21 protein-coding genes and 2 pseudogenes are annotated in these 23,538 nt (G+C 68.3%); 14 read left to right on the top strand and 9 right to left on the bottom strand.

Annotated features, from left to right (window positions below; all coding sequences use genetic code 11):
• Positions 1–84: 84 nt before the first annotated feature.
• Both HMPREF9336_RS12415 and HMPREF9336_RS12410 read right to left on the bottom strand, forming a co-directional pair.
• Entirely contained in the window at positions 85–1,662 is a 1,578-nt protein-coding gene (locus tag HMPREF9336_RS12415; RefSeq protein WP_007467491.1) for an outer membrane protein assembly factor BamB family protein, read from the bottom strand.
• A gap of 90 nt (positions 1,663–1,752) precedes the next feature.
• Positions 1,753–3,225, bottom strand: a complete 1,473-nt coding sequence (locus HMPREF9336_RS12410) for a PQQ-binding-like beta-propeller repeat protein (protein WP_021030612.1) — start codon at positions 3,223–3,225, stop codon at positions 1,753–1,755.
• Positions 3,226–3,298: 73 nt separating this feature from the next.
• Here HMPREF9336_RS12410 and HMPREF9336_RS12405 point away from each other — a divergent pair, with 73 nt between their 5' ends.
• The 5 genes from HMPREF9336_RS12405 (at position 3,299) to HMPREF9336_RS17575 (ending at position 6,428) form a co-directional block, all read left to right on the top strand.
• The gene (locus HMPREF9336_RS12405) at positions 3,299–3,733 is read left to right on the top strand and encodes a nitroreductase/quinone reductase family protein (RefSeq protein WP_007467487.1); all 435 of its coding nucleotides are present in this window, start codon (positions 3,299–3,301) and stop codon (positions 3,731–3,733) included.
• A gap of 260 nt (positions 3,734–3,993) precedes the next feature.
• Positions 3,994–4,377 (top strand): Rieske (2Fe-2S) protein, encoded by a 384-nt coding sequence (locus HMPREF9336_RS12400; protein ID WP_007467486.1) that lies wholly within the window; start codon positions 3,994–3,996, stop codon positions 4,375–4,377.
• Positions 4,364–4,690 (top strand): hypothetical protein, encoded by a 327-nt coding sequence (locus HMPREF9336_RS12395; protein WP_007467484.1) that lies wholly within the window; start codon positions 4,364–4,366, stop codon positions 4,688–4,690. Before HMPREF9336_RS12400 ends, HMPREF9336_RS12395 begins: the two co-directional genes overlap by 14 nt.
• Positions 4,691–4,702: 12 nt before the next feature.
• Positions 4,703–5,944, top strand: coding sequence for an amidohydrolase family protein (locus HMPREF9336_RS12390; RefSeq protein WP_007467482.1), 1,242 nt, complete (start codon positions 4,703–4,705; stop codon positions 5,942–5,944).
• Between the two features lie 43 nt (positions 5,945–5,987).
• The gene (locus HMPREF9336_RS17575; RefSeq protein WP_007467480.1) at positions 5,988–6,428 is read left to right on the top strand and encodes a MarR family winged helix-turn-helix transcriptional regulator; all 441 of its coding nucleotides are present in this window, start codon (positions 5,988–5,990) and stop codon (positions 6,426–6,428) included.
• Between the two features lie 35 nt (positions 6,429–6,463).
• On the opposite strand, the gene HMPREF9336_RS12380 is transcribed toward HMPREF9336_RS17575, so the two are convergent.
• From HMPREF9336_RS12380 to HMPREF9336_RS19255, 5 genes and pseudogenes are all read right to left on the bottom strand, one after another.
• Positions 6,464–7,807, bottom strand: coding sequence for an MATE family efflux transporter (locus HMPREF9336_RS12380; RefSeq protein ID WP_244431664.1), 1,344 nt, complete (start codon positions 7,805–7,807; stop codon positions 6,464–6,466).
• Positions 7,808–7,812: 5 nt separating this feature from the next.
• Complete coding sequence (locus HMPREF9336_RS12375; RefSeq protein ID WP_007467478.1) at positions 7,813–8,847, bottom strand: PLP-dependent cysteine synthase family protein; 1,035 nt, start codon at positions 8,845–8,847, stop codon at positions 7,813–7,815.
• 49 nt (positions 8,848–8,896) lie between these two features.
• Positions 8,897–10,267 (bottom strand): type III PLP-dependent enzyme domain-containing protein, encoded by a 1,371-nt coding sequence (locus HMPREF9336_RS12370; RefSeq protein WP_021030609.1) that lies wholly within the window; start codon positions 10,265–10,267, stop codon positions 8,897–8,899.
• A 175-nt stretch (positions 10,268–10,442) separates the two neighbouring features.
• Positions 10,443–11,045: pseudogene (locus tag HMPREF9336_RS19260) on the bottom strand (ornithine cyclodeaminase family protein); the annotation flags it as partial.
• Positions 10,948–12,228 carry a TauD/TfdA family dioxygenase gene (locus HMPREF9336_RS19255; RefSeq protein ID WP_021030607.1) on the bottom strand — a complete coding sequence of 427 codons (1,281 nt, stop codon included), beginning with the start codon at positions 12,226–12,228 and terminating at the stop codon, positions 10,948–10,950. The gene HMPREF9336_RS19255 and the pseudogene HMPREF9336_RS19260, both read right to left, overlap by 98 nt.
• Positions 12,229–12,818: 590 nt before the next feature.
• Between HMPREF9336_RS19255 and HMPREF9336_RS12355 the strand changes: the two genes are divergently transcribed.
• From HMPREF9336_RS12355 to HMPREF9336_RS12325, 8 genes and pseudogenes are all read left to right on the top strand, one after another.
• Positions 12,819–13,961 carry an AbrB family transcriptional regulator gene (locus HMPREF9336_RS12355; RefSeq protein ID WP_244431663.1) on the top strand — a complete coding sequence of 381 codons (1,143 nt, stop codon included), beginning with the start codon at positions 12,819–12,821 and terminating at the stop codon, positions 13,959–13,961.
• A 140-nt stretch (positions 13,962–14,101) separates the two neighbouring features.
• Entirely contained in the window at positions 14,102–15,604 is a 1,503-nt protein-coding gene (locus HMPREF9336_RS12350) for an ABC transporter substrate-binding protein (protein WP_244431662.1), read from the top strand.
• Positions 15,605–15,655: 51 nt separating this feature from the next.
• On the top strand, positions 15,656–16,546 hold the full coding sequence (locus tag HMPREF9336_RS12345; protein WP_007467473.1) for an ABC transporter permease: 891 nt from the start codon (positions 15,656–15,658) through the stop codon (positions 16,544–16,546).
• On the top strand, positions 16,543–18,603 hold the full coding sequence (locus tag HMPREF9336_RS12340) for an ATP-binding cassette domain-containing protein (protein ID WP_021030606.1): 2,061 nt from the start codon (positions 16,543–16,545) through the stop codon (positions 18,601–18,603). Before HMPREF9336_RS12345 ends, HMPREF9336_RS12340 begins: the two co-directional genes overlap by 4 nt.
• 90 nt (positions 18,604–18,693) lie before the next feature.
• Positions 18,694–20,946 carry a DUF6882 domain-containing protein gene (locus HMPREF9336_RS12335; RefSeq protein ID WP_040585568.1) on the top strand — a complete coding sequence of 751 codons (2,253 nt, stop codon included), beginning with the start codon at positions 18,694–18,696 and terminating at the stop codon, positions 20,944–20,946.
• 303 nt (positions 20,947–21,249) lie between these two features.
• Positions 21,250–21,372 (top strand): annotated as a pseudogene (locus HMPREF9336_RS19200) (rubredoxin); the annotation flags it as partial.
• 99 nt (positions 21,373–21,471) lie between these two features.
• Entirely contained in the window at positions 21,472–21,663 is a 192-nt protein-coding gene (locus HMPREF9336_RS12330) for a rubredoxin (protein WP_040585864.1), read from the top strand.
• Positions 21,660–22,307 (top strand): TetR/AcrR family transcriptional regulator, encoded by a 648-nt coding sequence (locus HMPREF9336_RS12325; protein WP_007467465.1) that lies wholly within the window; start codon positions 21,660–21,662, stop codon positions 22,305–22,307. Before HMPREF9336_RS12330 ends, HMPREF9336_RS12325 begins: the two co-directional genes overlap by 4 nt.
• On the opposite strand, the gene HMPREF9336_RS12320 is transcribed toward HMPREF9336_RS12325, so the two are convergent.
• Both HMPREF9336_RS12320 and HMPREF9336_RS12315 read right to left on the bottom strand, forming a co-directional pair.
• Positions 22,304–22,720: a hypothetical protein gene (locus HMPREF9336_RS12320; RefSeq protein ID WP_007467464.1), complete on the bottom strand. Its 417-nt coding sequence runs from the start codon at positions 22,718–22,720 to the stop codon at positions 22,304–22,306. The genes HMPREF9336_RS12325 and HMPREF9336_RS12320 overlap by 4 nt on opposite strands.
• Positions 22,721–22,722: 2 nt before the next feature.
• The gene (locus HMPREF9336_RS12315) at positions 22,723–22,956 is read right to left on the bottom strand and encodes a DUF3618 domain-containing protein (protein WP_007467455.1); all 234 of its coding nucleotides are present in this window, start codon (positions 22,954–22,956) and stop codon (positions 22,723–22,725) included.
• Positions 22,957–23,045: 89 nt separating this feature from the next.
• Here HMPREF9336_RS12315 and bcp point away from each other — a divergent pair, with 89 nt between their 5' ends.
• Entirely contained in the window at positions 23,046–23,519 is a 474-nt protein-coding gene (gene bcp / locus HMPREF9336_RS12310; RefSeq protein WP_007467453.1) for a thioredoxin-dependent thiol peroxidase, read from the top strand.
• Positions 23,520–23,538 lie beyond the last annotated feature (19 nt).

Below are 23,538 nucleotides of genomic sequence, written 5' to 3'. Positions count from 1 at the left end.
GGGCTGCCTCGTCGCGCTGCTGCGGCCCGCGCCGTGCGCCTGGTGTCCGCGCTCGAGCGCAGGCCTGCCCGCTGGTCCCGCTCGTCAGCCTTTGTGGCCGAGCCTGGTGATCGAGCCGCCCAGATGCGGGACGACGTAGTACAGGCCCCCGCCCACCAGCGAGTCTCCCGCGTCGGCGGCGCCGGCTCTGGCGCAGACCAGATACTGCCCGTTCTCGCTCCTCGGGCTCGTCCAGGACCGCTTGCCGGTGGCCAAGTCGTACGCGAAATACGTCTTCTTGCCGCCGTCGAAAGACACGGCCAGCAGGGTCGACCCGTCCGTCCCGACGACCGACCACGAGGCGACGTCCACGGCGATGGTCCCGGTCTTTTCGCCGGTGTCGAGTTCGAAGACGCTCACCGTCTTGGAGCCATTCGGACGCACAAGCAAGTAACCGCCGACGCAGGACATGCTCTTTGTCGATAAGTCCCCGCCCGCCTGCGCCTGCCAGAGGACTTGGCCGGTCGCCGCGTCGGCTGCCGCGATGGCTCCTGTCTCGTTGCCGAGCATGATCTGCCCGCACTGGCTGCTCGACGGACGCATGAAAGAGTCTGGCGAACTCCACCCCGCGATCAGGTTCGTCTGCTTGCCCTGAGCGTTGAAGACACGGACCTGCCTCGAGGTCGCGATCGTGAACCCCGAGCCGTTCAAAGACGCGTGAATGCCTTTCGCCTCCGAATCCTCCGCGCCGGCCACGGCGGAGGAGTCCGCGATCTGTTGGCCGGTGTCCACGTTATACACGGTCGCCGCGTACGACCCGCTCAGCAGGAGCAAACCTGTTGCCGCGGAATAGCTCACGTTCGGCTGGTTCGGCGGGCCTGTCACAGTCCAGCGCTGATCGCCGGAGTTCGAGAAACGAGTGACCAGTTGCATCGGACCGTCAACGGCGCTTTGTCGCACGAGGAATCCGTCCTTCAGCGGATACATTGTCGTGGTTTTCCGTCGATCGGCTCCTTCCTGATCCAACGTGAACGTCTTGCCCGCCGCGCCGTCCGGGCCGAAGAAGGCCAGCCGGAGCCCGTCCGAAAGAGACGTGTCGAGCGACGAATCGGCGGCGAACTCGGTCGTGCAGAGCACGCTGCTGTCCCCGGCGAGATCGCATGACGTCATCGACGAGCCGAAGGGGGCGGGAGCCTGCCATTTCTTCTTCCCGGTCGCAGCGTCCAGCTCTGCGAGCAAATACGTTCCGCCCGCCCCGCCCTTCAGAACGCTCAGGAGCACTGTGTCCTCGTTCGCGGACAGGAAGCGCACGGACGAGTTCGCATCGCCGACGATATCCCCCGCCTGATCCGTCCACAGGGACACCGGCAAGGTGGGGATCGGGTCGAGGAAGGGGCCGCCGGTCCTGCGCCTGTCCTTGGCCTCCACGGGGGCGCTCTGCTGCGCGTTCTGCGTTTGATGGCCCCTTCCGGGGACGAACATGACCGCGAGCACTGCCACGACAACGACGACGAGCGCCGCCGCCCCGATGCCCAGCAAGAGCCGCAGACGGCTCTTATCCGCAGGTCCGGGCGGCTGGGGGTACGGAGAAGGCGGCTGGGCGTACGGCGATGGCGGGCGCCGCTCCGGCGACGGCCCGTATGGTCCTTGCTGAGGTCCCCAACCTCCTGGCGGCGTGGTCATGGCCCGCTACCTCCTCGTCACGCGTTCAACGAGCACAAACATAGCATCGGCCGCGTCGTGCCGAAGCTGCGAGACAGAGTCGCACGCGCGTTAAGGCTTCTGGCCGAGCCGCGAGACAGACTTCTCCGAAATGAGGTAGAAGGCCCCGCGCATCAGCGCCCCGCTCTGGCCGGGGTCTCCTCGAGACGCGCAGAAAAGGTACTGGCCGCCGCTGCCGGGCGGGCCGCTCCACACCAGCTTGCCGCTGGCCAAGTCGTACGCTTGGTAGACCGACTGCGAGCCTGCGCCGCGCAGCAGCACGCGCGAGCCGTCCGTGCCGATCACGACGGGGTCGTTCTCCGCAGGGATCGATCCCACTCGTTTGCCGCTGGCCAGCTCGTAGACGCCGAACGTCTTCTCGTGGCCGATCCGCAGCAGGAAGTACTCGCCGAGGCACGCCCCCCGCAGCATGCGCATATCGCTGCTGGCCGGGGATTGCCACAGGATCTGTCCCGAACCGGCGTCCGCCGCCGCGATGGCCCCCGAGCTGTTCTCCAAAAGGATTTTCCCGCACGAATCGCTCGTCGAACGGAGCTTCGGCCACAGCGTCCTCCACGCCGCGATCTGGTTCACCTTCTTCCCCTGCGCGTTGAAGACGTCCATCAACTTGCCGTTCTCCACGGTGAAGCCCGCCGCGTGGAATTCCACCCGCAGCGCTTGCCGGTCCGTCTCGGCAGAGTTCTTGAGATTCGAGAAGTCGCCGATCTCGCGACCGTCGGACAGTTGGAAAACCTGGACGGGCTCGGTCTCCCCGATCGAGAACAAGCCCAGGTCTTCAGACACGGCCGCTTGAGGGCGCCCGCCGCCGCCCTGCCTCGCCCACCGCTGCTCCCCCGAGCTTGAGAAAACGGTCGCCGTGCTGGTCGAGCCCTCCGTGATGTACGGGCTTTTGAAGACCAAGAAGCCGTCCCGCAGCGAGAACACTTCGGCTTTGCCGGGATCGGAGAGATCTCTCTGTTGCACATCGCCCTTCTGAGAGATGAACAGAAGCCGCGTGGTGTGCGGCGGGATGCCCTCGCCCGAAGCCGTGTCGAACGGATTGTCCCGCCAGCACAGCACGTGGCTGTCGCCTGAGAGGGCGCAATCGACCACGATCAGCGGGATTTTAGCCTGGAACTGCCATTTCTTCGCGCCGGTCGCCGCGTCGAGCGCGACGAAGCCATGGGTGCGGCCGAGAAAGTCGACCAGCGCGGTGACCAGCACGGTGTCCTGGTTGGCCGCTGCGAAATTCGGACTTGCGCCATGCGGGAACAAGCCCTCTTGCGGCGTGGTCCAGACCGGCCGCGGCAACGCGGGGAACGGATCGAGGAACGGGCCGCCGAAGCGGGGTTTCGCCTGATCGCCCGACGCCGCCTGAGCCTGCTGCGATCCGCCGAGCGCGCTCCGTCCTCGGCCCGAGGCGAACACGAGCCCGACGGCCAGCGCGACCGCGCACACCAGAGCGAGAACGGCAATCCCCAACGCCCACAACCACGACGAACGCCGCCGAGGGGGCGCGGTCCCCCAACCTCCCGGTGCGTCCATTGCCCGAACCTCCTCGTTGAAGCCGACTTCCCGTGCCTTCACAGAGTACGCCCCGGCGACTAGACTGTGACCCATGCCTCCTGACGCAGCCCTGAAGACAATGAATCTCGTCCACCGCGCCCTGCTCAAGGTCAGCGGCGGAAAGCTCGGCAAGCAGTTCGGGCCGATGCCGGTCGTGGAACTCACCACCACGGGGAAGAAATCCGGCCAGCCGCGCACCGTCCTGCTCACCTCTCCGGTCCAAGAGGCCGGGAAATGGCTCGTGGTCGCCTCCCGAGGCGGCGACCCGAAGCACCCGGCCTGGTACACCAATCTCGTCGCGAACCCCGACGTGACCTACACCGTGGTCGGCCAGGCCCCGACGAAGGCCGTGGCGACCACCGTCTCCGCCGAAGAGCGCGAACGCCTGTGGCCGCTGGTCGTCAAGGCGTACCGAGGCTACGAGGGCTACCAGAAGCGCACCGCTCGGGTGATCCCCCTGGTCTGGCTCCAGCCCGTGGCCGGCTGAGCGCCCGCTAGCGTTCTCGGAAGCCCGACAGGCGCCGCCTGTCGGGCCGTTCTGCTTCGCCTCCGCTCGGGTTCCGCGCGCCGCGCCGCTCCTATCGCGAGGGTCTTCTCGGTGGCGATGTTCGTCACAAACTGTAGACGAGCGGGCCGGTCTGCCGCCTACACTGTTCGTGTACGAACAGTTGTTGTCGCTGATTCGTGCGCAGCCCACCGCTTCGAGAGGACCACCAGCTCTCTCGAAGCTCATGAGAAAGGAAGGCCATGGCCGAAACCTCCACGAAAACCGCCGTGCTCGTCGGCCGGTCGGAGATCATCCCCGAAAAAGGCAGGCTCATCGTCGACGTCGACGACCGCACGATCGGGATCTTCCGCGTCGGCGACAAGCTCTACGCGTACGAGAACGTCTGCCCGCACCAAGGCGGCCCGGCCTGCCAAGGGCGGATCGTCCCGAGGGTCAGGGAGAACATCGACGAGCAGCAGCTCGCCCACGGCATGCGTTTCGACGAAGACGAGCTGCACGTGGTGTGCCCGTGGCACGGGGCCGAATACAAGATCACAACCGGCCAGCACGTCACGGTGCCGCAGATGCGGCTGCACGGCTTCGACGTCGAAGAGCGAGACGGTGAGATCTATGTCCTGGTCTGAAACCGCCGTCGCCCCTGAAACCGCCCCCGACTTCGGGGACGTCGCAGACCAGCTGCGCGCGTTCGTGCGCAGGCTGCAAAACGGCGAATCGGCGACCGTCACCGCAGAAACCCTCTCCCGCGCCGTCGGCGACCTGGCCAAGCTCTATTTCGCCTGCCAGGAGGCTTCGGGCCAGATCCCCGCGATCTCCCCGGACGACGTCTCCGGCACCGAAGCCGTTGCGTTGATCGCGGGCCTGATGGAGGCGCAAAGCCTGAACACGTTCGATTTGGCTCTGTGGCTGTCCCGTGCGCAACGTTCCGAGAAGCTCTAGAAGGAGAACCCCATGACCACCAGCACCAACCAGCCCGCCGTCGCGGTCCATCCCGTCCAAGAGATCACGACCACCACCGACTCGCGCGAGATCCTCGCCAACGCCCGCCGGGACACCGAGCAGTTCGGGCTGCGCAAAACGCTCATCGTCGATGTGGACTCGCACCACGTCGAACTGGACTCCTGGCCCGACATCATCGCCGCCATCGACGACCCCGTCCTTCGCGACTACGGCAAGCAGATCATGCGAAACTGGCCGGAGGCGCACCACCTCGCGCTCAGCGCGCACATGCCGGGACTCACTTTCCAGGACGTCGCGGGCCGGATCCCGCACCAGACGAGCCTGGCCGAATACGTGCCGCCGGGCCAGTTCCACCGCGACGTTACTTTGGTGCAGCGCGCGATGGACTCGATGGCGATCGACTACCAGATCGTCTTCCCCCAGCCGATGCTGGAGATCGGCCTGCACCCCGTTCCGGAGTTCGCCACAGCGCTCATGCTCGCCTACAACAAGTGGTTCACCAGCACCATCCTGGGCAAGGACCCCCGGATCAAGACGATGCTCGGGCTCCCGTTCGAGAACCCGGACGCTTCGCTCGACACGATCCGGACTTACCACGACCACCCCGACGTCATCGGCTTCCTGGTGACCAGCCAGCGGCACATCGGCGTGCACCAGAACCAGTACATCCCGGTCTACGCGGAGCTCGAGCGCCTCGGCATGCCCATGGGCTTCCACGCCGGGCCGACCTGGGGCGACACGATGACCTCGACCATGAACCGCTTCACCGGGGTCCACGCCATGTCCTTCGTCACGTGCAACATGACGCACATGACGAACTGGCTGCTCAACGGCATCCCCACGCGCTTCCCGGACCTGAAGGTCATCTGGATCGAAAGCGGGCTGGCCTGGTTGCCGTTCATGATGCAGCGGCTCGACCACGAGTACATCCTGCGCACGTCGGACGCGCCGCTTTTAGAAAAGCTGCCCAGCCAGTACATGCGGGAGATGTTCTACACCTCCCAGCCGCTGGAGGTGACCGACTTCAACCTGCTCCAGTCGACCTTCAAAGCGATCGACGCGGAGAACACGCTGATGTACTCGTCCGATTGGCCGCACTGGGACTTCGACCTCCCCGGCCGGATCATGCGGCTGCCCTTCGTCTCGGAGCAGGGGAAACGGAACATCCTCGGCGAGACGGCGCGAAAGGTCTTCGGGTCGAAGCTGGCGTGGCCGGCGGCGGCCCCGGTTTGAGCAGAAGTCGTGGCCGGCGGCGGACTAGGTTTGAATAGAGGGCGTGAAACCCGCCGAAACCCCCGCCCGCAACGACGTGATCCGCTCTCCGGAGGAACAACTCATGGTGCTCCTCCGGAGAGTGGATCAACGGCATTCGACGCTGTGGCGGGACGAGGGCCCCGCGATCACCCGCCTCCACTACCTCGTGCTGCGCACCGTGGAGCGCTCCCCGCAGATCGGCCAAGACCAGCTCGGCGCGCTCGTCGCCGTCGACAAAGCGAGCCTGACCGCGTTGATCAACCGTCTGGAGAAAATCGGGCACCTCGTCCGACACGTGCACCCCGAGCACCGGTCACGACGGCAGTTGACGCTCACGGACGCGGGCAGGGCCGCGCTTGAGGAAGCAGCCCCCTCCGCCCGAAACGTGGAGCTACAGTTCTGCGAGAGGCTCGACGAGAACGAGCTGGCGGCGCTGCTCTCCGGCATGCAAAGCATCGCCTGACGGGCTTCGGGGGCCGCAGGATCCGGCCTTCTGGCTTAGGCCTGCTCGGCTTTGACGTCGTTCGCGACGCCCCGCAGGAACGCGCGGACCATCATGGCCGCGCAGAACGCGAGCCCTGCTGACAGGCCGAGCCACACGCCAGGAGCGCCCCAGCCGAGGACGAGCCCCCCGGCCAGAGCCACGGGCAGGCCGACCCCCCAATACCCGATCAAGGTGATCTTCAACCCGCTCTTCGCGTCGCCCAGCCCCCGCAAGAGCCCCACCGCGATGTTCTGCGCGTTGTCGAAGAACTGTTGCACGGCGGCGACCATGAGGAGCGTCCCCGCGATGGCCGCCGACGGCCCGGAGAGCTGGAACGGCCAGAGCACCAGCCGGGGAGCGACCAGGTAGACCGCGCCGACCAGCGCCATAATCGCCGCGCCGACGGAGAGCACGGTCTTAGCGGCCTCGCGCGCCTCGGCCTTGTCGGCGCGTCCCATCGCGTGGCTCACCAGCACCGAGGAGCCGTGCGAGAGGCCGACGCTGATCTGGAAGACGATGTAGATGATCTGGTTCACCGCCGTGTGCGCGGCGAGCGCCGCAGGGCCGAAATGGCCGATGACGAGCGCCGCGACCGAAAACAGGCCCGCCTCCGATCCGTAGGTGAGCGCGGTGGGCACCCCGAGGCGCAACACGTCCTTCACCTCCTGGACGGTCGGCCTGCCCGGTCCGGTCAAATACGGCGCGAGATCCCGGTCGCGGCGCAGGATGAGCCAGAAGGCCCCGACCGAGAAGAGCTGCACGACCGTGGTCGCGAGCCCGACCCCGGTCAGGCCGAGCCTCGGCGCGCCGAACAAGCCGTAGATGAAGACGAAGTTCAACGCCACGTTCACCGCGATGGAGGCGAGCATGACCGGCAGAAGGGACTTGGGCTTGCGCATGCCCGTCGCGAACTGCCGCAGCGCCTGCAGCCACAGCAGCGGGATCAATCCGGGGGCGAGGGCCGCCATCATCGGACGGGCTCCGGCGAGCACCGCCGGGGCCTGGCCGAACCAGGCCAGAGCGTAGCTCAAGGCGACCAGCCCGACCGCCCCCGCCAGACCCGCGAGCGTCGCGACGGCCAGGCCGGCGCGCACGATCCCCCGGACCTCGTTGTCGGCGGCCTTGCGGCCCTGCGCGTGCGCGATCTGGTTCCCCAGGCCGGTGATCAAACCGACGCACATCGTGCGCACCTGGTTGAACAGCGTGATGGCCAGTCCGCCCGCCGCGAGCGCCGCCACGCCGATCACGCCCATCATCACGGTGTCGGTGGTGGTGAGCGCGACTTGGGCGAGCTGGATCCCCGCGATCGGGGCGGCGAGCGTCGCGAGCTCCTTGACGCGGTCTTTGGTCGTGGTCACTGTGGTCACAGTACTGCGGCCTCGGCCCGCTGGCGCGAATCCGGCACGCCGAGCGCGGTGAGCACAGCCCCGACCGCCGCTTCCGCGTCGGGGTCCAGAAGGCCCCGCGCGGCCATCCACTCCTCGTCGAACACGGTGTCCAGGTATTTCTCGCCCCCGTCGCACACGATGGAGACCACAGTGGAGCCTGCGGGCAGCTGGGGGAGCTTCTGCAAGGCCGCGTGGACGCAGCCGCCCGACGAGCCGCCGATCAACAGGCCGGTGCGCCTGCCGATCACCCGCGCGGTGGCGAACGCGTCCACGTCCGAGACCTTCACGCCCTCGTCCAGCAGCTCGTAGTCCACCGCCGTGCCGATGATCGCGCCCTCCGGCGTGCCGGTGCCGGACTGCCAGTAGTCGCCGCCGGGACCGCCGAACGCGATGGACCCGACCGGCTCCACGCCGATCACCTGGGTCTGCTGGCCGAGCTTGCGCAGCTCGCGCGCCGACCCGAACAGCGAGCCGCCGGTGCCGACCGCGCAAATCATGTAGTCGACCTCGCCGAGGTCCGCGATCAGCTCGCGCGCGAGCGCCGAATACGCGGCGGGGTTGCTGTCGTTGTTGTGCTGCTCGGTGAAGAACGCCTCCGGATCCTCGGCGGCCATGGCCTCGGCCAGCTCCTCCCGCGCTGCGGTGTTGAGGCTGTCGTCGCCGTCTTCGGCGACGTAGACGAGTTCGGCCCCCATCGCCGCCATCGCGCGGATCTTGTCGACCGCCGCGTGGTGGTCGACCACCGCCGTGAACCTCAAGCCCAGCTCGGCGGCCACCACCGCCAATCCGAGACCCGTGTTGCCGGACGTGGACTCCACGATCCGCCCGCCCTTGGGCAGCCTGCCGTCTTCGAGCGCGTCGAGCACCATCTGTCGGGCCATCCGGATCTTCATCGAGCCGGTCGGGTTGAACTGCTCCAGCTTGAGCAGATAACGGGTCCCGTTCTCCAGGCGCACCAGCTCCAAGAGCGGGGTGTTTCCGATCAAATCGGAATATTTGGTCACGATCATCGCGCGCTCTCTTCTCTCAACACCGCTCTCCTATCAACGCAGGCTCCGCTCATCCGCATGCTTTCCACGCCGCCTCCTCGAAGAACCACCGAGGCTCGGGGCCCGTCAGGTCCAGCACCACTTTTTTCGGAATCGGCAGCTCGTGGAACGCCGACTCGTTGGAGTCCATCTGGTACCCGGCCGTGTTCGGGTAGACCAGGAAATCCCCCCGCTTCGGCGGCCTCGGCAGCGGGAGCTTGCGCCAGGTCAGCATGTCCGAGTCCAAACAGCTCGTGCCGCCGACCGCCGAGGGGGTGCGCTGCTGCGCCCCGCCTTCCGGCCACAACCTCGGCTCGGGCAGGAACTCGCTGGCGAACCATTGTTCGGAGAGCGACAGGCTCGTCCCCGCCACCGTGGCAATGCCGTATTGCAGATGCTCTCGCCATTTGAAGCCTTGGACCTCGAAGACGCTCACCCCGGCGTCCGCGAGCAAGGCCCGGCCAGGCTCGACGGCGAGCTTGATCCCCTTCGCCCGCAGCGCCTCGGCAATCGTCGCTTCGCGCAAGTCCGGCCCTTCGCTCCCGTAGCGGCTGGTCAAGACCTCGGCCAAGGCGCCAGCCCCGGAGACCGGGCTGTGGTAGGGGTAGAAGCCGCCGGGGAACTCTTTCTTCGCGTGGAACTGGCTGGGGCCGGTTTCGGCTTGGAACGCCTCCCAATCCTCTTGCCGCACATAGTCCACGGCGAACCCGCCGCCGATCGAGATCGTGTCGGCGGGCAGCCCCAACGCCCTCGCCTGGCCGATCTCCACGGCCAGCCGCCCGGCTTTGACCGCCCGCGCGAGGGGGTCGTAACCGGAAAGGTGGAGGCTGAACCCCTCCATCCGAACCGCCGCGCCCGCGTCGGCGCAACGGTGGACGGCGGCCTTGCGCTCCGGTCCGCTCATGCCGAACCGGGTGTCCGGCTGCTCTGCGGCCACCGCGCGGAGCAGCACGCGCACGGGCTGCTCTTGGCTGCCGAACGCGATGGCCCGCTCCAGCTCGGACAGCTCGTCCACCGCGATCAGCGCGCCGTGCCGAACCGCGAGCCAAAGCAGCTCGTCCGATTTCGCGGGGCCGGTGACCACGAGTTTCTCGCCTCGGACTCCATGTCCGAGCGCGGAGCGGAACTCCCCGAGGCTCGCGACGTCGACCCCCGCCCCCGCCTCCGCGACCGCTCGCAGCCACGCTGTCGATTTGTTCGCCTTCTTCGCGAAATAAACGAGGCCTTCGATCTCGAATTCTGTGAAAACCGCCTGGAAGTCGGCGAGGTTCCGGGCGAACGTCGGCGGGTGCACGACATGGAACGCGCCGCCGGCTCCGTCGGCGATCTGCTGGAGCAGCGTCGGATGCGCGATCAGAGCTTCCGCCCAGTCCGGCCACACGGCGGGCAAGCTCACGCCCACAGCTCGACCTCCTTGCCCCGGCCTTGCGCGATGGCGGCGCGGGCGAGGATGGTCCCGACCGCGACGTCGGTGATGACCATGCCGCTGTTGTAGGCGAAAATCCGCTGGCGCTCCCCGCCCGGCCTCGCGCCCTGCCGAGGAGGACGTCCGGCAGCTCCGCGTCCGCCGCCCGCAGCCCGGTCTGCGGATGGGCGAAATCCTGGCCGGTGAGGGCCATCTGCTCGGCGTTCGTGGCGACCAGCCTGTCCGCCGACCACAGGACGTCCGGCTCGACCCCGTAGCCGACGAGGACGGTGAGCGCGCCTTCGCGGATTTGATCTGCCCGGATCCGGGCAGGCGTCTTGGGCCCTGCGACGGCGAGGACGATATCCGCCTCATTCGCCCGGTCGAGGTTCTCGAGCACTTCGACCTCACGGTTCGCGTCGTGTTCGCGCAGCCCGTCGCGCACTGCCGCGATCCCCTCCAGGTGCGTGCCGAACAAGAGGGTCCGCTCCACCCCCGGCAGCGCCGACAAGAGGAACGGCAGCGCCGCACGTCCCTGCGCTCCGGTGCCGACCACCAGCGCGGTCTTCGCGTCCGGGGCGGCGAGCTCTCGCGCGAGGAGGGCGGAGACCGCGGGAGTGCGCAGCGCGCCTATCCGCCCGCAGTCCATGAGCGCGATCGGCAGTCCGGTCGCCTCGTCATAGAGGGCCAAGGTGGTGTAGTAGAGCTTCTCCCCGGTCCCGTTGTTGGTGTAGGAGGTCTTGAACCCCACCACGCCGTCCGTTTTGCCCAGCATGGCGTAGCTGATCGAGGGGCCTTTGGTGATGTTGAGCTTGCGCGGATTGCCCGAAGGGTCCGCCGCGTGCGCCCGGTAGGCCGCTTCCACGGCGGCGATCACCTCTGAAGGGGTGATCGCCACCTCGGCGAGATCGCTCTCGCTCAGGACGGTCACCGCGCCCGGACGGCTCACAGGATGCCTGCCAACACGTGCGCGGGCGGGGCGAAGTCATCCACGATCTTCTGGCCGTAGCCGTGTTCGAGCGCCTCGTGCCCAGTGCGGCGGGCGCGGGGGAGAACGAGACGTTGACCCGCTTGAGCCAGCGGTCGGTGCCGTCGTAGCGCGCGGTGAACGGGGCCCGCCCGTGCACCGCCACGTCGTTGTCGATGATCGCCATGTCCCCAGGCTCGAGCACCACGGCCTCGCTCACCTCCGCCAGCGCCTCCCCGAGCCTGCGGTACGCAGCCTGGTATTCGGCGGAGGCCTCCGCCAACGGGGTGTACGCCGGGTCGTAGCGCATCGCGAGCCCGTCGTGGCGCTCCCACAGCGTCGCAACGGGCAGGGAGGGCAACGAACGGTCCCAGTCGTAGGAATCATCGGGCAGGATCGGCACGACCCGCTCGCTCAGAACCCGTTGGTCCGACTCGGAGATCCGGGCGCGGCGCACGGAGGCCACCGTCGTCGGGACCTGCTGCGGGTTGCGCACGCAGAGGAGCATGAGCAGGTTCGCCCGGTCCGGGTGGAAGGCGTCCTCGGTGTGCGGGGCGAGCAACACGGAGGACGAGGCTCCCGTCTGCTCGTGCTCCTTCCCCGGCTCGGGCAGGATGTTGTTGACCAGCCGCCCGTCTTGCTGCCCGGCCCACGCGAAGGGGCGGCCGGCGATCGCGGCGAGCAGAGCCAGGCTCGCGTCCAGCGGAGAGAGCATGCGCTCGTCCACGGCGCGCCACCCGGCCGGCGTCGGGCCTGCCACGGCGTGGTCGACGACCAGCCCTCGGACCACCGCGACGCCGGACGCGCTTTTCGGCGCGGCGACGGCCTCGCGCAATTCGGATCCCTCTGATCGAAGATGCGCGCCGATGTTCTCCAATGCCCGCTGCGCGAACGGATCGGCGAGCCCGTCGTAGACAGAAGCCGTCATCGCGCCTAACTCGTGCACGAGTTCGCCAGCTTTGGCGCTCAATGTCCGAATCTCCGCCGTCATGATCTCTCTTTCGCTTTCGCTATCCTCGTCCACATACCCCCAGGGGGTATGTGGACGAGGATAGCATAATCTCACCAACACAACTAGTCGCAATCCTCGGCAAACAAGTTCCCAAATAAATTCAATGCTTCGTAACCCTGCCGAAACGAGCCTCAATGCTCCTGAAACAACTCCCTGAGGCTAGCTGAGGCTGACCTAACGAGGCAAGCCTTCGCTGCGCGCCCATCAGTTAGTTTTCTCACTCTGGCGAGGGCGGCTACGCGGTGTTACGCTTGGCATAACAGGATCCGGTCCTAGCCTGAAGTTGGCGCGCAGCGCCTCATAATCCCGATAGATCGCATCGGATGACAAACTCCGAATTCTTATGTAGGCAAATGATTCCCAGATAAGGAAAGATGGGAAAACGTGAACCGTCCGGCAGGCCTGGGTGCTCATTTCAGCCCGAATGGAGTGACGCGATGACCGACACCATCCCTCGCGTCGACAGCTCGCCAAGCCTGATACCAGCGTCGCGAAGCCAAAACGAGAGCAGCGCCTCGCCGTCCCAGCGCCCCCTCGGCCTCCTGACGAAAAAAACGGTTCTCAACGCCGTGAAATGGACCGTGGTGGTCGCAGGGATATACGTCCTTTCGGAATTAGGAGCCTTCGCGGGACTGCCCGCGACGCAGATGCTTTTCGCCGCGGTCCTCGGCATCATCGTGGCGCTCTCCGGGCGGCCATGGCTCGCCGTCTCGAAGCGGACCCAAACGGGCACCCAGGCCCTCATCGGCGTGGTCATGGGCGGGTATATGCAACTCGGCCAGCTCAAGACCCTCGGGCCGCTGATCGGGCCGATCCTCGGACTCACCGCCGTCACCCTCCTCCTGTCCATCCTGATCGGCTGGGCGTTTTTCCGACTCGTCCCAGGGGTCAGCCTGTGCACGGCCGTCCTCGGGACCGTGGCGGGCGGTTCGGCCGCCGTCGTCTCCGCAGCCGAGGACTTGCACGCGGACTGCCGCGTCGTCGCGTTCATGCAGTACTTCCGCATGCTCCTCGTCGTCGCCACCACCCCGTTCCTCGTGGCGTGGGTCTTCGGCGCGGTCCCCAAAGGGGACTCGCGCAGCATGGACCTGAATTCGAACTTCTTCGAGCACTACCGTTGCACGCACAACGCGCAGTACCTTTGCATCCTCACTGGCCGAGGGGACTGGTTCGCGGGCGTCTGCATCGCGCTCGTCCTCTGCGTCGTCGGCATCAAATTCGGCCGGCTCCTCCACCTCCCCTCGCCCGCCACCCTCGGCCCGATGATCGTCACGGCGATCGTCACCTCGCTCGGGGTCAGCCACGGCTACGCGCCAGACGGGATGCTCAAAGAGCTGCTCTTCATCCTGATCGGGCTCGACGTCGGCCTGAGGTTCACCAGGAAGTCGCTGCGCCAGGTGTGGCTGTTGTTCCCCGCGATCCTCGTCGCGACGGTCACCCTCGCCGTCGCGACGGCGGTGATCCCCGCCCTCGCCGCCATCGTCTTGCACGTGCCGCAGACCGATATGTACCTCGCCACCACGCCTGGCGGGATCAACGCCGTCATCGCCACCGCGTCGTCGGTGGAGTCCAACATGCCGCTGGTCGCGAGCACGCAGAGCCTGCGCCTCATCATGCTTGTCATCCTCCTCCCGTTGCTCGCGAGGCAGCTCGCCAAAGTCAAGCAGCCGCCCGCCGCCGCGCCCGTTCCCGCTGTTCCCGCCGGGGTCTGACCGGAGCCGGACCGCGAACGATTGCGGACACGCATCCGCTCGGTTAGGCTCTGCCCAGCTCATCTGCCCAGCGAGTCCAGCCGAAGGAGTGAAGACTGACGATGCGCGTCAGCCGACGAACGGCCTTGCGCCTGGGGTTTGTGGGCACAATCGCCATCGCCGCCGCGCCGAGCTGCTCCCGCCGACAGCCGCCCTCGGACACGTTGCGGGTCGGCGCGCTCGGCCCCTCCTCCACCGCCACCACGAATCCCTACAGCACGTTCGCGGGCGATTTCGACATGACGCTCATGTCCCTTGTGTTCGACCCGCTGACCGTGCCGGGCGGCGACACGCAAGTCGCGCCGAGACTGGCCGCTTCTTGGCGCGGCGACGACAATCTCGCCAGCTGGACCTTCCAACTCGCCGAACACGCGACGTTCCACGACGGCTCGCCCGTCACCTCGGAGGATGTCGCCGAGTCGCTGCGCGTGCTGCGCCGCACACCCGGCCAGGCGTGGAAAATCCCCGTCCCGGAGGCGGGCATCCGCGCCACCGGACCGCACGAGGTCACATTGACCTTGGACCAGCCGAACAGCCAGCTGCCCATGCTGCTTCGCCTGATGACCTTCACGACCAAGAACGGGACCAGCCGCACCTTGGGCGGATCGCCAGGATCCGGGCCGTTCAAGGTCGATTCGGTCGGCTCGCGCGCCCTCGACCACGTCCGGCTGACCCGTCATGACGGGTGGCCGGGCAATAGCGCGCTGGCCGCCCCGCAAGCGGGCGGGACGCGAGTCGCAGCCCTCGAGCTCACGAGGTTCGCGAGCGTGCAGGCCTTGGCCGACGCCGTCGTCGCAGGACAGATCGACCTCGCGATGAACGTCGGCCCGCTCGCGGCGCGCGCGATGGCGGGCAGGCCGGACCTGCAAGTGATCCGCAGGCCGGGCGACCTCGTCGTGCCGTTGGCCGTCCGCTGCTCGGACGGCCCGTTCGCCAATCCGAAAGCCAGGGAGGCGATTCGCCTCGCCGTCGACCGCGAGGCGCTGGTGAGCCAGGTGCTCTCCGGATACGGGAGCGTGGCGAACGACGTGCTCGGCACTGCCGACCCCGCCTACGACCGGGCTCTGCCCCAACGGACCCGCGATCTCGACCGCGCCCGCTCGCTGTTCGCCGAAGCCGGGGTCGATCTGAGGCGCACCTATCAGCTCTTCACAAAAGACGAAGCGTTCGGCGAAGTGAACACGGCCAAGCTCATCGCGGGGCAGCTCGCCGAGGCAGGGTTGAAGATCGAGGTCGTGCAGCAGGAACCAGAGGTCTTCGCCGCCGAGTCCTGGCACAAGGCGGCGCTCACCACGGTGAGCTGGGGGACGAACGACTCGGTCCTCTTCTTCGCGGACAAGGTGCTCGACTCCAAGAGCCAGATCAACGAAACCGCCTTCCGGGACCCGGACTTCGACGCGGCGCACGCGACGGCGGTGTCGGGGGCTTCGGCGGAGGACCGCGACAGGGCGACGCGCGAACTCCAACGGATCCAGCACGAGCGCGGCGGTTACGTGGTCTGGGGCACCGCCGACGGCGTGGACGTGGCTTCGGCCCGAGTCCACGACGCCCCGAAGCTCGGGGGCTGGGGCAGAACCCAACTCGAACGAGTGTGGCTGCGCTGAACCAGGTGGGGCCGAGGCAAAGCCGACCGCTCCGTTAGGCTAGCCATAGCTATGCTCCGTCTCCTTGCCCGCGTTCTCCTGCGCCGCGCCGCTCTGCTCGTCTGCGCGCTCGCCTTGGTCTCGCTCACGCAGAGCCTGTTGCCGGGCGACGGCTTGCGCGGCGCGCTCGGCCCGCACGCCACCGACGAGCAGCGGTCCGCCCTTCGCCACGAGCTCTGGCTCGACCGCCCGTGGCCCGTTCGGTTCGGCCATTGGACCGCCTGCGCGCTCACCGGAGACTTCGGGACCACCCTGCGCGGGGCCGGAGTCTCCGAAATCGTCGGCGCGGCCTTGCCGAACACGGCGCTGCTCGCCGGGTGCGCGCTCGTGCTCGTTGGCGCGCTCGCCCCAGTCCTCGGAGGCTGGTGGGCTTTGTCCAAATCGAGGCTGCTCGGCCCCTCGACCACGCTGTTGATCGCCACGCCGGAGTTCGTCGTCGCGGTCGGGCTCGTGCTCGTCTTCGCCATTTGGCTCGGCTGGCTGCCCGCCGCTTCGATAGGCGAGCCGGACCCCGCCGCCTTGGTCTTGCCGATCGTCGCGCTCACCGCTCCGCAGTTGGCGTGGAACACCGCCGTCGCGCACGCCGCCGTCGCGGACCAGCTGCGCGCGCCGCACGCCGCCGCCTCGGTCCGCGACGGCCTGACTCGGAGCCAGGTGCTCGCCCGCCATGTGCTGCCCTCGGCCCTGCCGACCATCGCAGGATCGCTGGGGACCACGGCTGGCCTGCTGTTCTCCGGAGCGCTCGTCGTCGAGAGCGTGTTCAACATCCCCGGCCTCGGCCAGATCATCACCTCGGCGGTGGCCGGCCGCGACGAGAACTTGGTCCTCGGGGCGCTGGCCCCTGCCGCAGCGCTCATCTCGCTGGTCCTCGCCGTTGCCGACATCGCAAGGAGCCGGGTGTGACGCGGGCTTTCTCGCGCGGAGCCGTCCGGAGCCGCATCGTCGCAGTCGCCCCGGCCGCCGTGCTGTGCCTCGCCGCGCTGTGCGGCCCGCTCTTCGCCCCGCACAGCGCCGACGAGACGGTGACCGGCCCGTTCGCCCCGCCTGGCCCCGCAGCGCCGCTCGGCGGGGACGAACTGGGCCGCGACGTGCTCTCCCGCCTGCTCGACGGCGGCCTCGGGCTCACGCTCACCGCGGCGGTCATCGCCGTCCTGGTCACCGCGCTCGCCGCCGTGCTCGGGACGCTTTCCGCACTCGAAGGCCCCCTGGCTCGGGCGATCGACATCTGCACCGATCTGCTCGTGCTCCTGCCGCCGCTGCTGGTCGCCATGCTCGTGCTGCTCCGGCTGGGCGGCGGGTCGAGCTGGACAGCGGCGGGAGCGTTGCTCCTCGTCGCCGTCCTCGCCGGGACTCCGTATTCGGCGCGGGTCTTCGGCGGGGCCGCCTCGGTCGTGGCGAAAAGCGGCTTCGTCGAGGTGGCGCTGTCGAACGGGTCCGGGCACTGGCGCGTCGCGGTCGAGGAGATCCTGCCGAACCTGCGGGCCACGTTCATCACCCAGCTCGCGCTCCGGTTCGTGGAGGCGACCGCGCTCGTCTCCACCGTCGCGTTCCTGCGTCTGCCCGCCGCGCTCGGCCCGTCGAACTGGGCGGTCATGGTGCGCGATTCGGTCGGACCGGGACTGTGGCTGAATCCGTGGTCCGCCGCCGCGCCCGCGATCGCGATCGTCGCGCTCTCCCTCGCCGTCCGCCGCGCGATCATGGCGTGCGCCCCGGCTCCCGGCCAAGCCGCGCAAGTCCTGCCGCCGACATCGGCGCTCGAGCCGAAAGCGGGCAAAGTGCTCGCGGTGCTCGGCGCGTCCGGCTCGGGGAAGACGACCGCGCTGCTGCGTCTGACGAGCCCGCCGGGGCTCGACGGGGAAGAGCTGCGGATCTTCCGCCGCGCCCAGATCAGTTTCGTCGGCCAAGACCCTGGCTCCGAACTCACCCCGACGATGCGGGTCTCGGCCCTCCTCGCGGAGACCGCCGCCCGTCCCGACCGGATCCCCGGCGTCATCGCGCGGCTCGGGATCGACGAGTCCCACTTGCGCAAAAAACCGCGCGAGCTTTCCGGCGGAGAGCAGCGCCGGGTGGCGTTCGCGAGGGCGCTGCTGCGGGAGAACCCCGTGTTGGTGGTCGACGAGCCGTTCGCCGGGCTCGACGGAACCCGAAGGGACGCGGTCGCAGCGCTCTTGCGGGAAACCGCCGACGAAGGCAAAGCCGTCGTGGCAAGCGGGCACGACGAGACGGCGTTGCGGGCTATCGCGGACGAGGTGGCCGTCGTCGGGGCGGCAGAGCAGCTCCCAGCGGAATCCGCACCGCGAAGCCGCCAAGACCCCGCCCTCCTCGGCGGGCCTTCCGCGCCGTCCTCGCCCCGGAAGGTCGTGTTCGAGGCGCGGAATCTGTCTGTCTGCTGCGCGAACGGCCGCACGCTCCTTCAGGACGGCGGCTTCGAGCTGTCCGAGGGGACGCTGACCGGCTTGGTCGGCGACTCCGGAACGGGCAAGACCACGCTCGCCCGCGTCATGGTCGGCCTCGGGAAGCCTCGAGCCGGCGATTGGACGGCGCTGCCGCCGCGAGCGATCCAACTCGTGCCGCAAAACCCGGCGGGGACGCTCAACCCCCGGCGGACCGTGCGCCAGACGCTCCTCGCCGCGGCGCGCGGAGCCGACGTGGCGGGGCTGCTCGGGCAGGTGGGGCTTGCTCCCGAACTCGCGGACCGGCTGCCGGGACAGTTGTCCGGCGGTCAGCGCCAGCGCGTCGCCGTCGCTCGGGCGCTCGCGTACCAACCCTCGGTGCTGGTCTGCGACGAGGTCACTTCCGCGCTCGACGCGAAGACAGCCGATGGGGTCATGCTCCTCATCGCGGAGCTGGCCGCGAAAGAAGGGCTCGCGGCCTTGGTCATCAGCCACGACTTGGAGCTCGTCGGGCGCCACTGCCGCCGAGTGCTCAGACTGGACGGCGCGAGACTTCTGACGGCGTGATCGCGGGCGCTCGATACACTGGCCGATATGACGGGCCCAAACGAGTTTCCCCTGCGCGAGTTCTCAGAGGAAAACTTCCAGTCTTTTCTCATGGCCGTGGAACGAAGCCTCCTGCTCCAGGAGTTCATCGGCTCCGACCCCGAGCATGGCGGCCTCGCCCTCCGGCTCCCAGAGGGGACCGTCACGCTCCATCCAGGCCGGCCGAACCAGATCACCACTGCCGCGCAGCTGCTCGGCGCGGCGTTCCGCGACTCCGAAGGCGGCTGGACGTGGCATTGGGGCTGGGAGAACCCCTACGGCCTCGACGAGTCCGTCTTGAGTTTCGCCCGCGAGGTCTTCGAGCTCGGATCGCACCAGGAGGGCGGCCTTCAACGGCTGTTCTGCGAGCGGGCCTCGGCGCTCGGCGCGGGCCCGCAGCCCGCCGTCTGGAACGGGTATTTCGCGTCTGGCCTGCTCGCGCGGCACAATCTCGCCCCGCTCTTCTTCGACGAGGGCGAACAATACCTCGTCCTCGCCGTCCAGCTTTGGGAGCCGTCTCCGCCGGCGACCGCGAGACTGATCGCCCAAACGCTGCGCGCCGCGCAGGAGGTTCCCGACCTGCCGTGGCAATCGGCGCTCGCGAGCTACGCAGCGCAACGCGGACTACGGCTGGAGGTCCGGGAGGAGTCCGACGCTCCGGACGATCCTTCCCACATCACGATGCGCTGTTCCCTTTCCGGGGCCGAGGGCGGTCCCGTGCACGCCGTCCTCGACGCGGCAGGCCGTTTGATCGCGATTGAAAGCGCCGAAGGCCACGCTGTTTTCGAGTACGACGGCGCTTCGCCCGATCCTGTCGCCCTGGTGGGCCCAGCCCAGCCCGTCAGGGAAGACTCGTGGAGCGCGGTGTTCGACCAGGCGCTCCTCGCCGGGGTCGAACAGCGCCTTGCCCTTGGCGAGTTCGTCGTCGGCTTCCGATATTTCCTGAGCGAGGGGCACGTCCTGCTCAATCCGGACAGCGACAGCCCGGTGAACGCTCCGGCTCAGTTGTTGGGCGTGGCCGCGCTCGAGGAAAACGGCGACTGGGTGTGGCGCTGGGGCTGGGAAAATCCGTTCGGCTTCCCCGACCAGGCGCTGACCATATCCCGCCAGCTGCGGTCCATCGCGGAGCGCAAAGGCATCGAGCCGCTGCTCGAGCCCTCGGTGCTCCTGCCGAACGGGCCGGGCGCGGCGGAAGGCTACGGCATGATCGCCGCGCACCTCATGCCTGGGCTCTCTCCCTTGTTCATCGAGCAGGACGGCCAGGTCGCGGTCGCGATGATGCATTTCGAGGTGCGCGCGAAAACGACCGCGCGCCGTATCGCGCGCGCCGTCGCCGCCGCCGCGCAGTCCGCAGAACCCGCCGACTGGCCGCGCGCGCTGCGCGGCTACGCTGAGCGGCGCGGGCTCGAGCTGTCCGTGCGCCCCGAAGGTTTTGTCTTCCAGGGAGCCGACGGCGGCCCGGTGACCGTCGTTCTCGACCAACGCGCGCGGATCATCGCAGTCGATTCCGAGGAGGGGCGGATCGAGCTGCGCGACGAGCACGATCCCGCCCCCTCGGCTCGGGCCGGCGTCGGCGAGCCGCCTCCCGCGTACCCCTTGAGCCAGGAGCTTTTCGCCGACGTGGCGCTGTGGTCCTGGGACCAGCAGCTGCGCCTTGAGGACGTCGTCGGCGGCGACAGCCCCTACAACGGGCCGTTCTATCCGGATGTCCAGGCCGGATCGATCACGTTCAACCATGGCAGGGAGCCATCGTTCACCGCGAAGGCCCATGTCCTCGGCACGGCTTCTCCCCGCCAGGGCTCCTGGCTCTGGGGCTGGGCGAACCCGAACGGCCTCCCTTCGCAGGTCGTCGCCGCTTCGGCGAGCGTCCGCGACTCTCTCCTCAGCCGTGGGCACGAGATGCTCGCCGAGCCCGAACTGCCGCTGCGGGGGGAGGCGCGGGAGGTCGCCAGACGGATCGGCGCAGTCGCGTCGCACGTCACCGGCCTGCCTTGTTTCACGTTCGAGGCGGGCGGCGGGCTGATCGTCGCGCTCCTCGTGGAGCATCCCATGCTCGCGCTGCGCGAGCCCACCACGTTCCGGATCGACCAAGTCCTCGTGCGGGCGGTCTCGGCCGGCGTGGTCGCCGATTGGCCGAGGGCGTTGGCCGCGTACGCCGAAAAGCGCGGCCTGGGTTTGGAGCGGGATGAGACCGGGTACGCGCTGCTGCTCCCCAGCGGCGGCGCAGTATCCGTGGAGCTGGACGACCATGGCCGAGTGGGCCTGATCAGCAGCCGTCTGGACCGCGATTCCCTCTCGCGCGTGGCTCCTCGCCGAGACCGCTGATCGTCCATGTTCGGAAGCGATTCGGGGGGCGCCACGTCCACGTTTCTTGGACAAAAGATGGCCTCTTGTCTAATCTAGCGACAAATGCTAGCGTCATGCGCACGATATGAGTGATGTTCCTCATTGGCTAAAGGCGCATTATTGGCCGATAGTGAATCCGACCGACCGCAAGGAGTCGTCGTGACAGCCCGTATCGCAACCGATCGCATCACCGCCGCAGCCACCACGAGGACGTCGCCCTCCCGAGCCTGCGCAGCCGGGCAAACGCGCGAAACTGCCCGCGCGGTACGGCAAGGCCGCGCGATGGCCGCCTACCGCTGCCCCGTCTGCGAGTATGTCGACGAGGAATCCGCCGGGGACCCGGGGGAAGGCTGCCCCTCGGGCACGCCATGGGCCGCTGTGCGCGACGCATGGGCATGCCCGGACCGCAGCGCGCGTGAGAAGATGGACTGCAAACCGCTGGGAGCCTCCCCGGCGCGCTGCGCAGGCCAGAACGGAACGTCGGCCGGAAAGGAAGGAGACGCGGTGAGCGAGAGCACCGAGTACACGCTGTACTTCTGCCCGCGAGGCGGGTCCGAGTACGACGAAGCCCCCGACTGGCCGGAAGACGGCGTCGCCCCCGGCGCCCGGCGGAACGGCATCCCCGAGGGCTGGACCTGCCCGGACCGCGGCGCGGCCAAGCCCGACTTCGAGATGGTGGAGAAAGCCCGTTCGTGACCCAACCCCCGAAAACCCGACACTCGGCCCGCTCGCCTTACGCCGAAGCCTCTCGCATGCTGCTGCGCGAGTCCGTTCTCGACGCGCTCCAACAGCTCCTCGAGCATGAGGACTGGTCGGAAGTCACCATGGCCGACGTCGCCAAAGCGGCGGGGGTGAGCAGGCAGACCCTCTACAACGAGTTCCAATCCCGCACCGGGCTCGTCGAGGCCTACGCGCTCCGGCTCGCCGACCGCCTGGCCGACGCCGTGGACGACGCCATTCAAGCGAATATCGGCGATATCCACCAAGCCCTGATCCAGGGTTTCCAGATGTTCTTCGTGCAGATCGCGAGCGATCCTCTGGTGGTCTCGTTCCTCGCCGGGGAGGCCAAACCAGACCTGATGCGCCTGCTGACGACGGACAGCGGGCCGATCATCGAGCGGGCTTCGGCCCGGCTGACCGACTCGCTCGCCGCGAGCTGGGTCGCGCCCCGGCTCAGCGACGCCGGGATTTTCGCGAGGGCGCTGGTCCGCTTGGCGCTGAGTTACGTCTCCGCGCCCCCGGAGACCGGGCACGACGTGCCCGAAGAACTCGCGCTTTTGCTGCAGCCGTTCATCGAGAAGGCGCAAGAGCGGGCCCGGCAGGGCGACAATCCCCGCTAGCGGGCGGAAGGGACGCCTGCCGCCTCCCACGACCAGCCGAGGGCGAAAAGCGCGTACCAAATCGCGACCATGGCCATCGGCCAGTACCACAGCTGCCATTTCTTCACCAGGCAGACCACGACCCCGGCCGCTGCGACGAGCATCGCGGCGGCTCCGCTGAACGTCACAGCGAACCATCCCCGTGTGAAAGCGTCCCAGTCGCACGCCTCGGAGCCAGAAGCGATGCTGCAATGGTCCGTCGCCATCACCGACATGGATCCGACGAAGAACGAATACAGCGACAGCGCCGCCCCGCCGAGCACCAAGACCGCCGAGGTGAAAGCGATCTGCGCCCATCCGGCTCCGGCCTTGCGGGCCTTCGGCGCTCCGAGCGCCGCCGGAGCGGGCTCCAGCTCCCCCTCCGCGCCGGACATGCTCAGTCTTTCCGGCCGCCGAACAGCCGGCGCAACGCCAAGAGCGTGAACAGTCCACCGAGGCCGAGCAACGAGTATTTCACCGGGGGCTCGTTGAGCTTGAGGACCAGCCAATGCTTGGCCTCGTCGGTGACCTTCTTCGGGTCGAGGCGCTCCGCAAGCTGGTCGATGACGCGCGCGAGCTCCTCACGGGCCCGTTCGACCTCGCGCTCGATACGATCCGGATCGTTCGACAACCTCTGGCCTCCAAACTCTCGCGCGCCTGCTTCTGCTCATCGGGGCGGCGCCCGGCCAGCTTACCCGAAAGTGCGGTTAGGCTTGCAGCATGACCGCATCTGCCCGCCTCTCTGTCGGGGACGCCGCCCCGGCGTTCACCCTTGCGTCGGACTCCGGCGCGTCCGTTTCGCTGGCCGACTACGCCGGCCAGCAGGTGGTGGTGTACTTCTACCCCGCCGCTTCGACGCCGGGCTGCACCAAGCAGGCGTGCGACTTCCGCGACAGCTTGGCGCAGCTGAACGCCGCCAAGATCGCCGTCGTCGGGATCTCCCCGGACCCGGTCGCGAAGCTGGTGAAGTTCCGCGAAGCCCAAGAGCTCACGTTCCCGCTGCTCTCCGACCCGACGAAAGAGACCATGGTCGCGTACGGCGCGTTCGGCGAGAAGACCATGTACGGGAAGAAAGTCGAAGGCGTCATCCGCTCCACGTTCTTGGTGGACGCAGAGGGCAAAATCCAGCTCGCCCAATACAACGTCAAAGCGACCGGCCATGTCGCGAAACTGCTCCGCGATCTGAGGCTGTGAGCCGGACGCGCCCTGCCGA

The sequence above is a fragment of the Segniliparus rugosus ATCC BAA-974 genome (genome assembly GCF_000185725.2).
In the GTDB taxonomy this organism is placed as follows: Bacteria; Actinomycetota; Actinomycetes; order Mycobacteriales; family Mycobacteriaceae; genus Segniliparus; species Segniliparus rugosus.
Note: the sequence above shows the minus strand (reverse complement) of the source record. Positions and strands in the feature narration are given on the sequence as shown.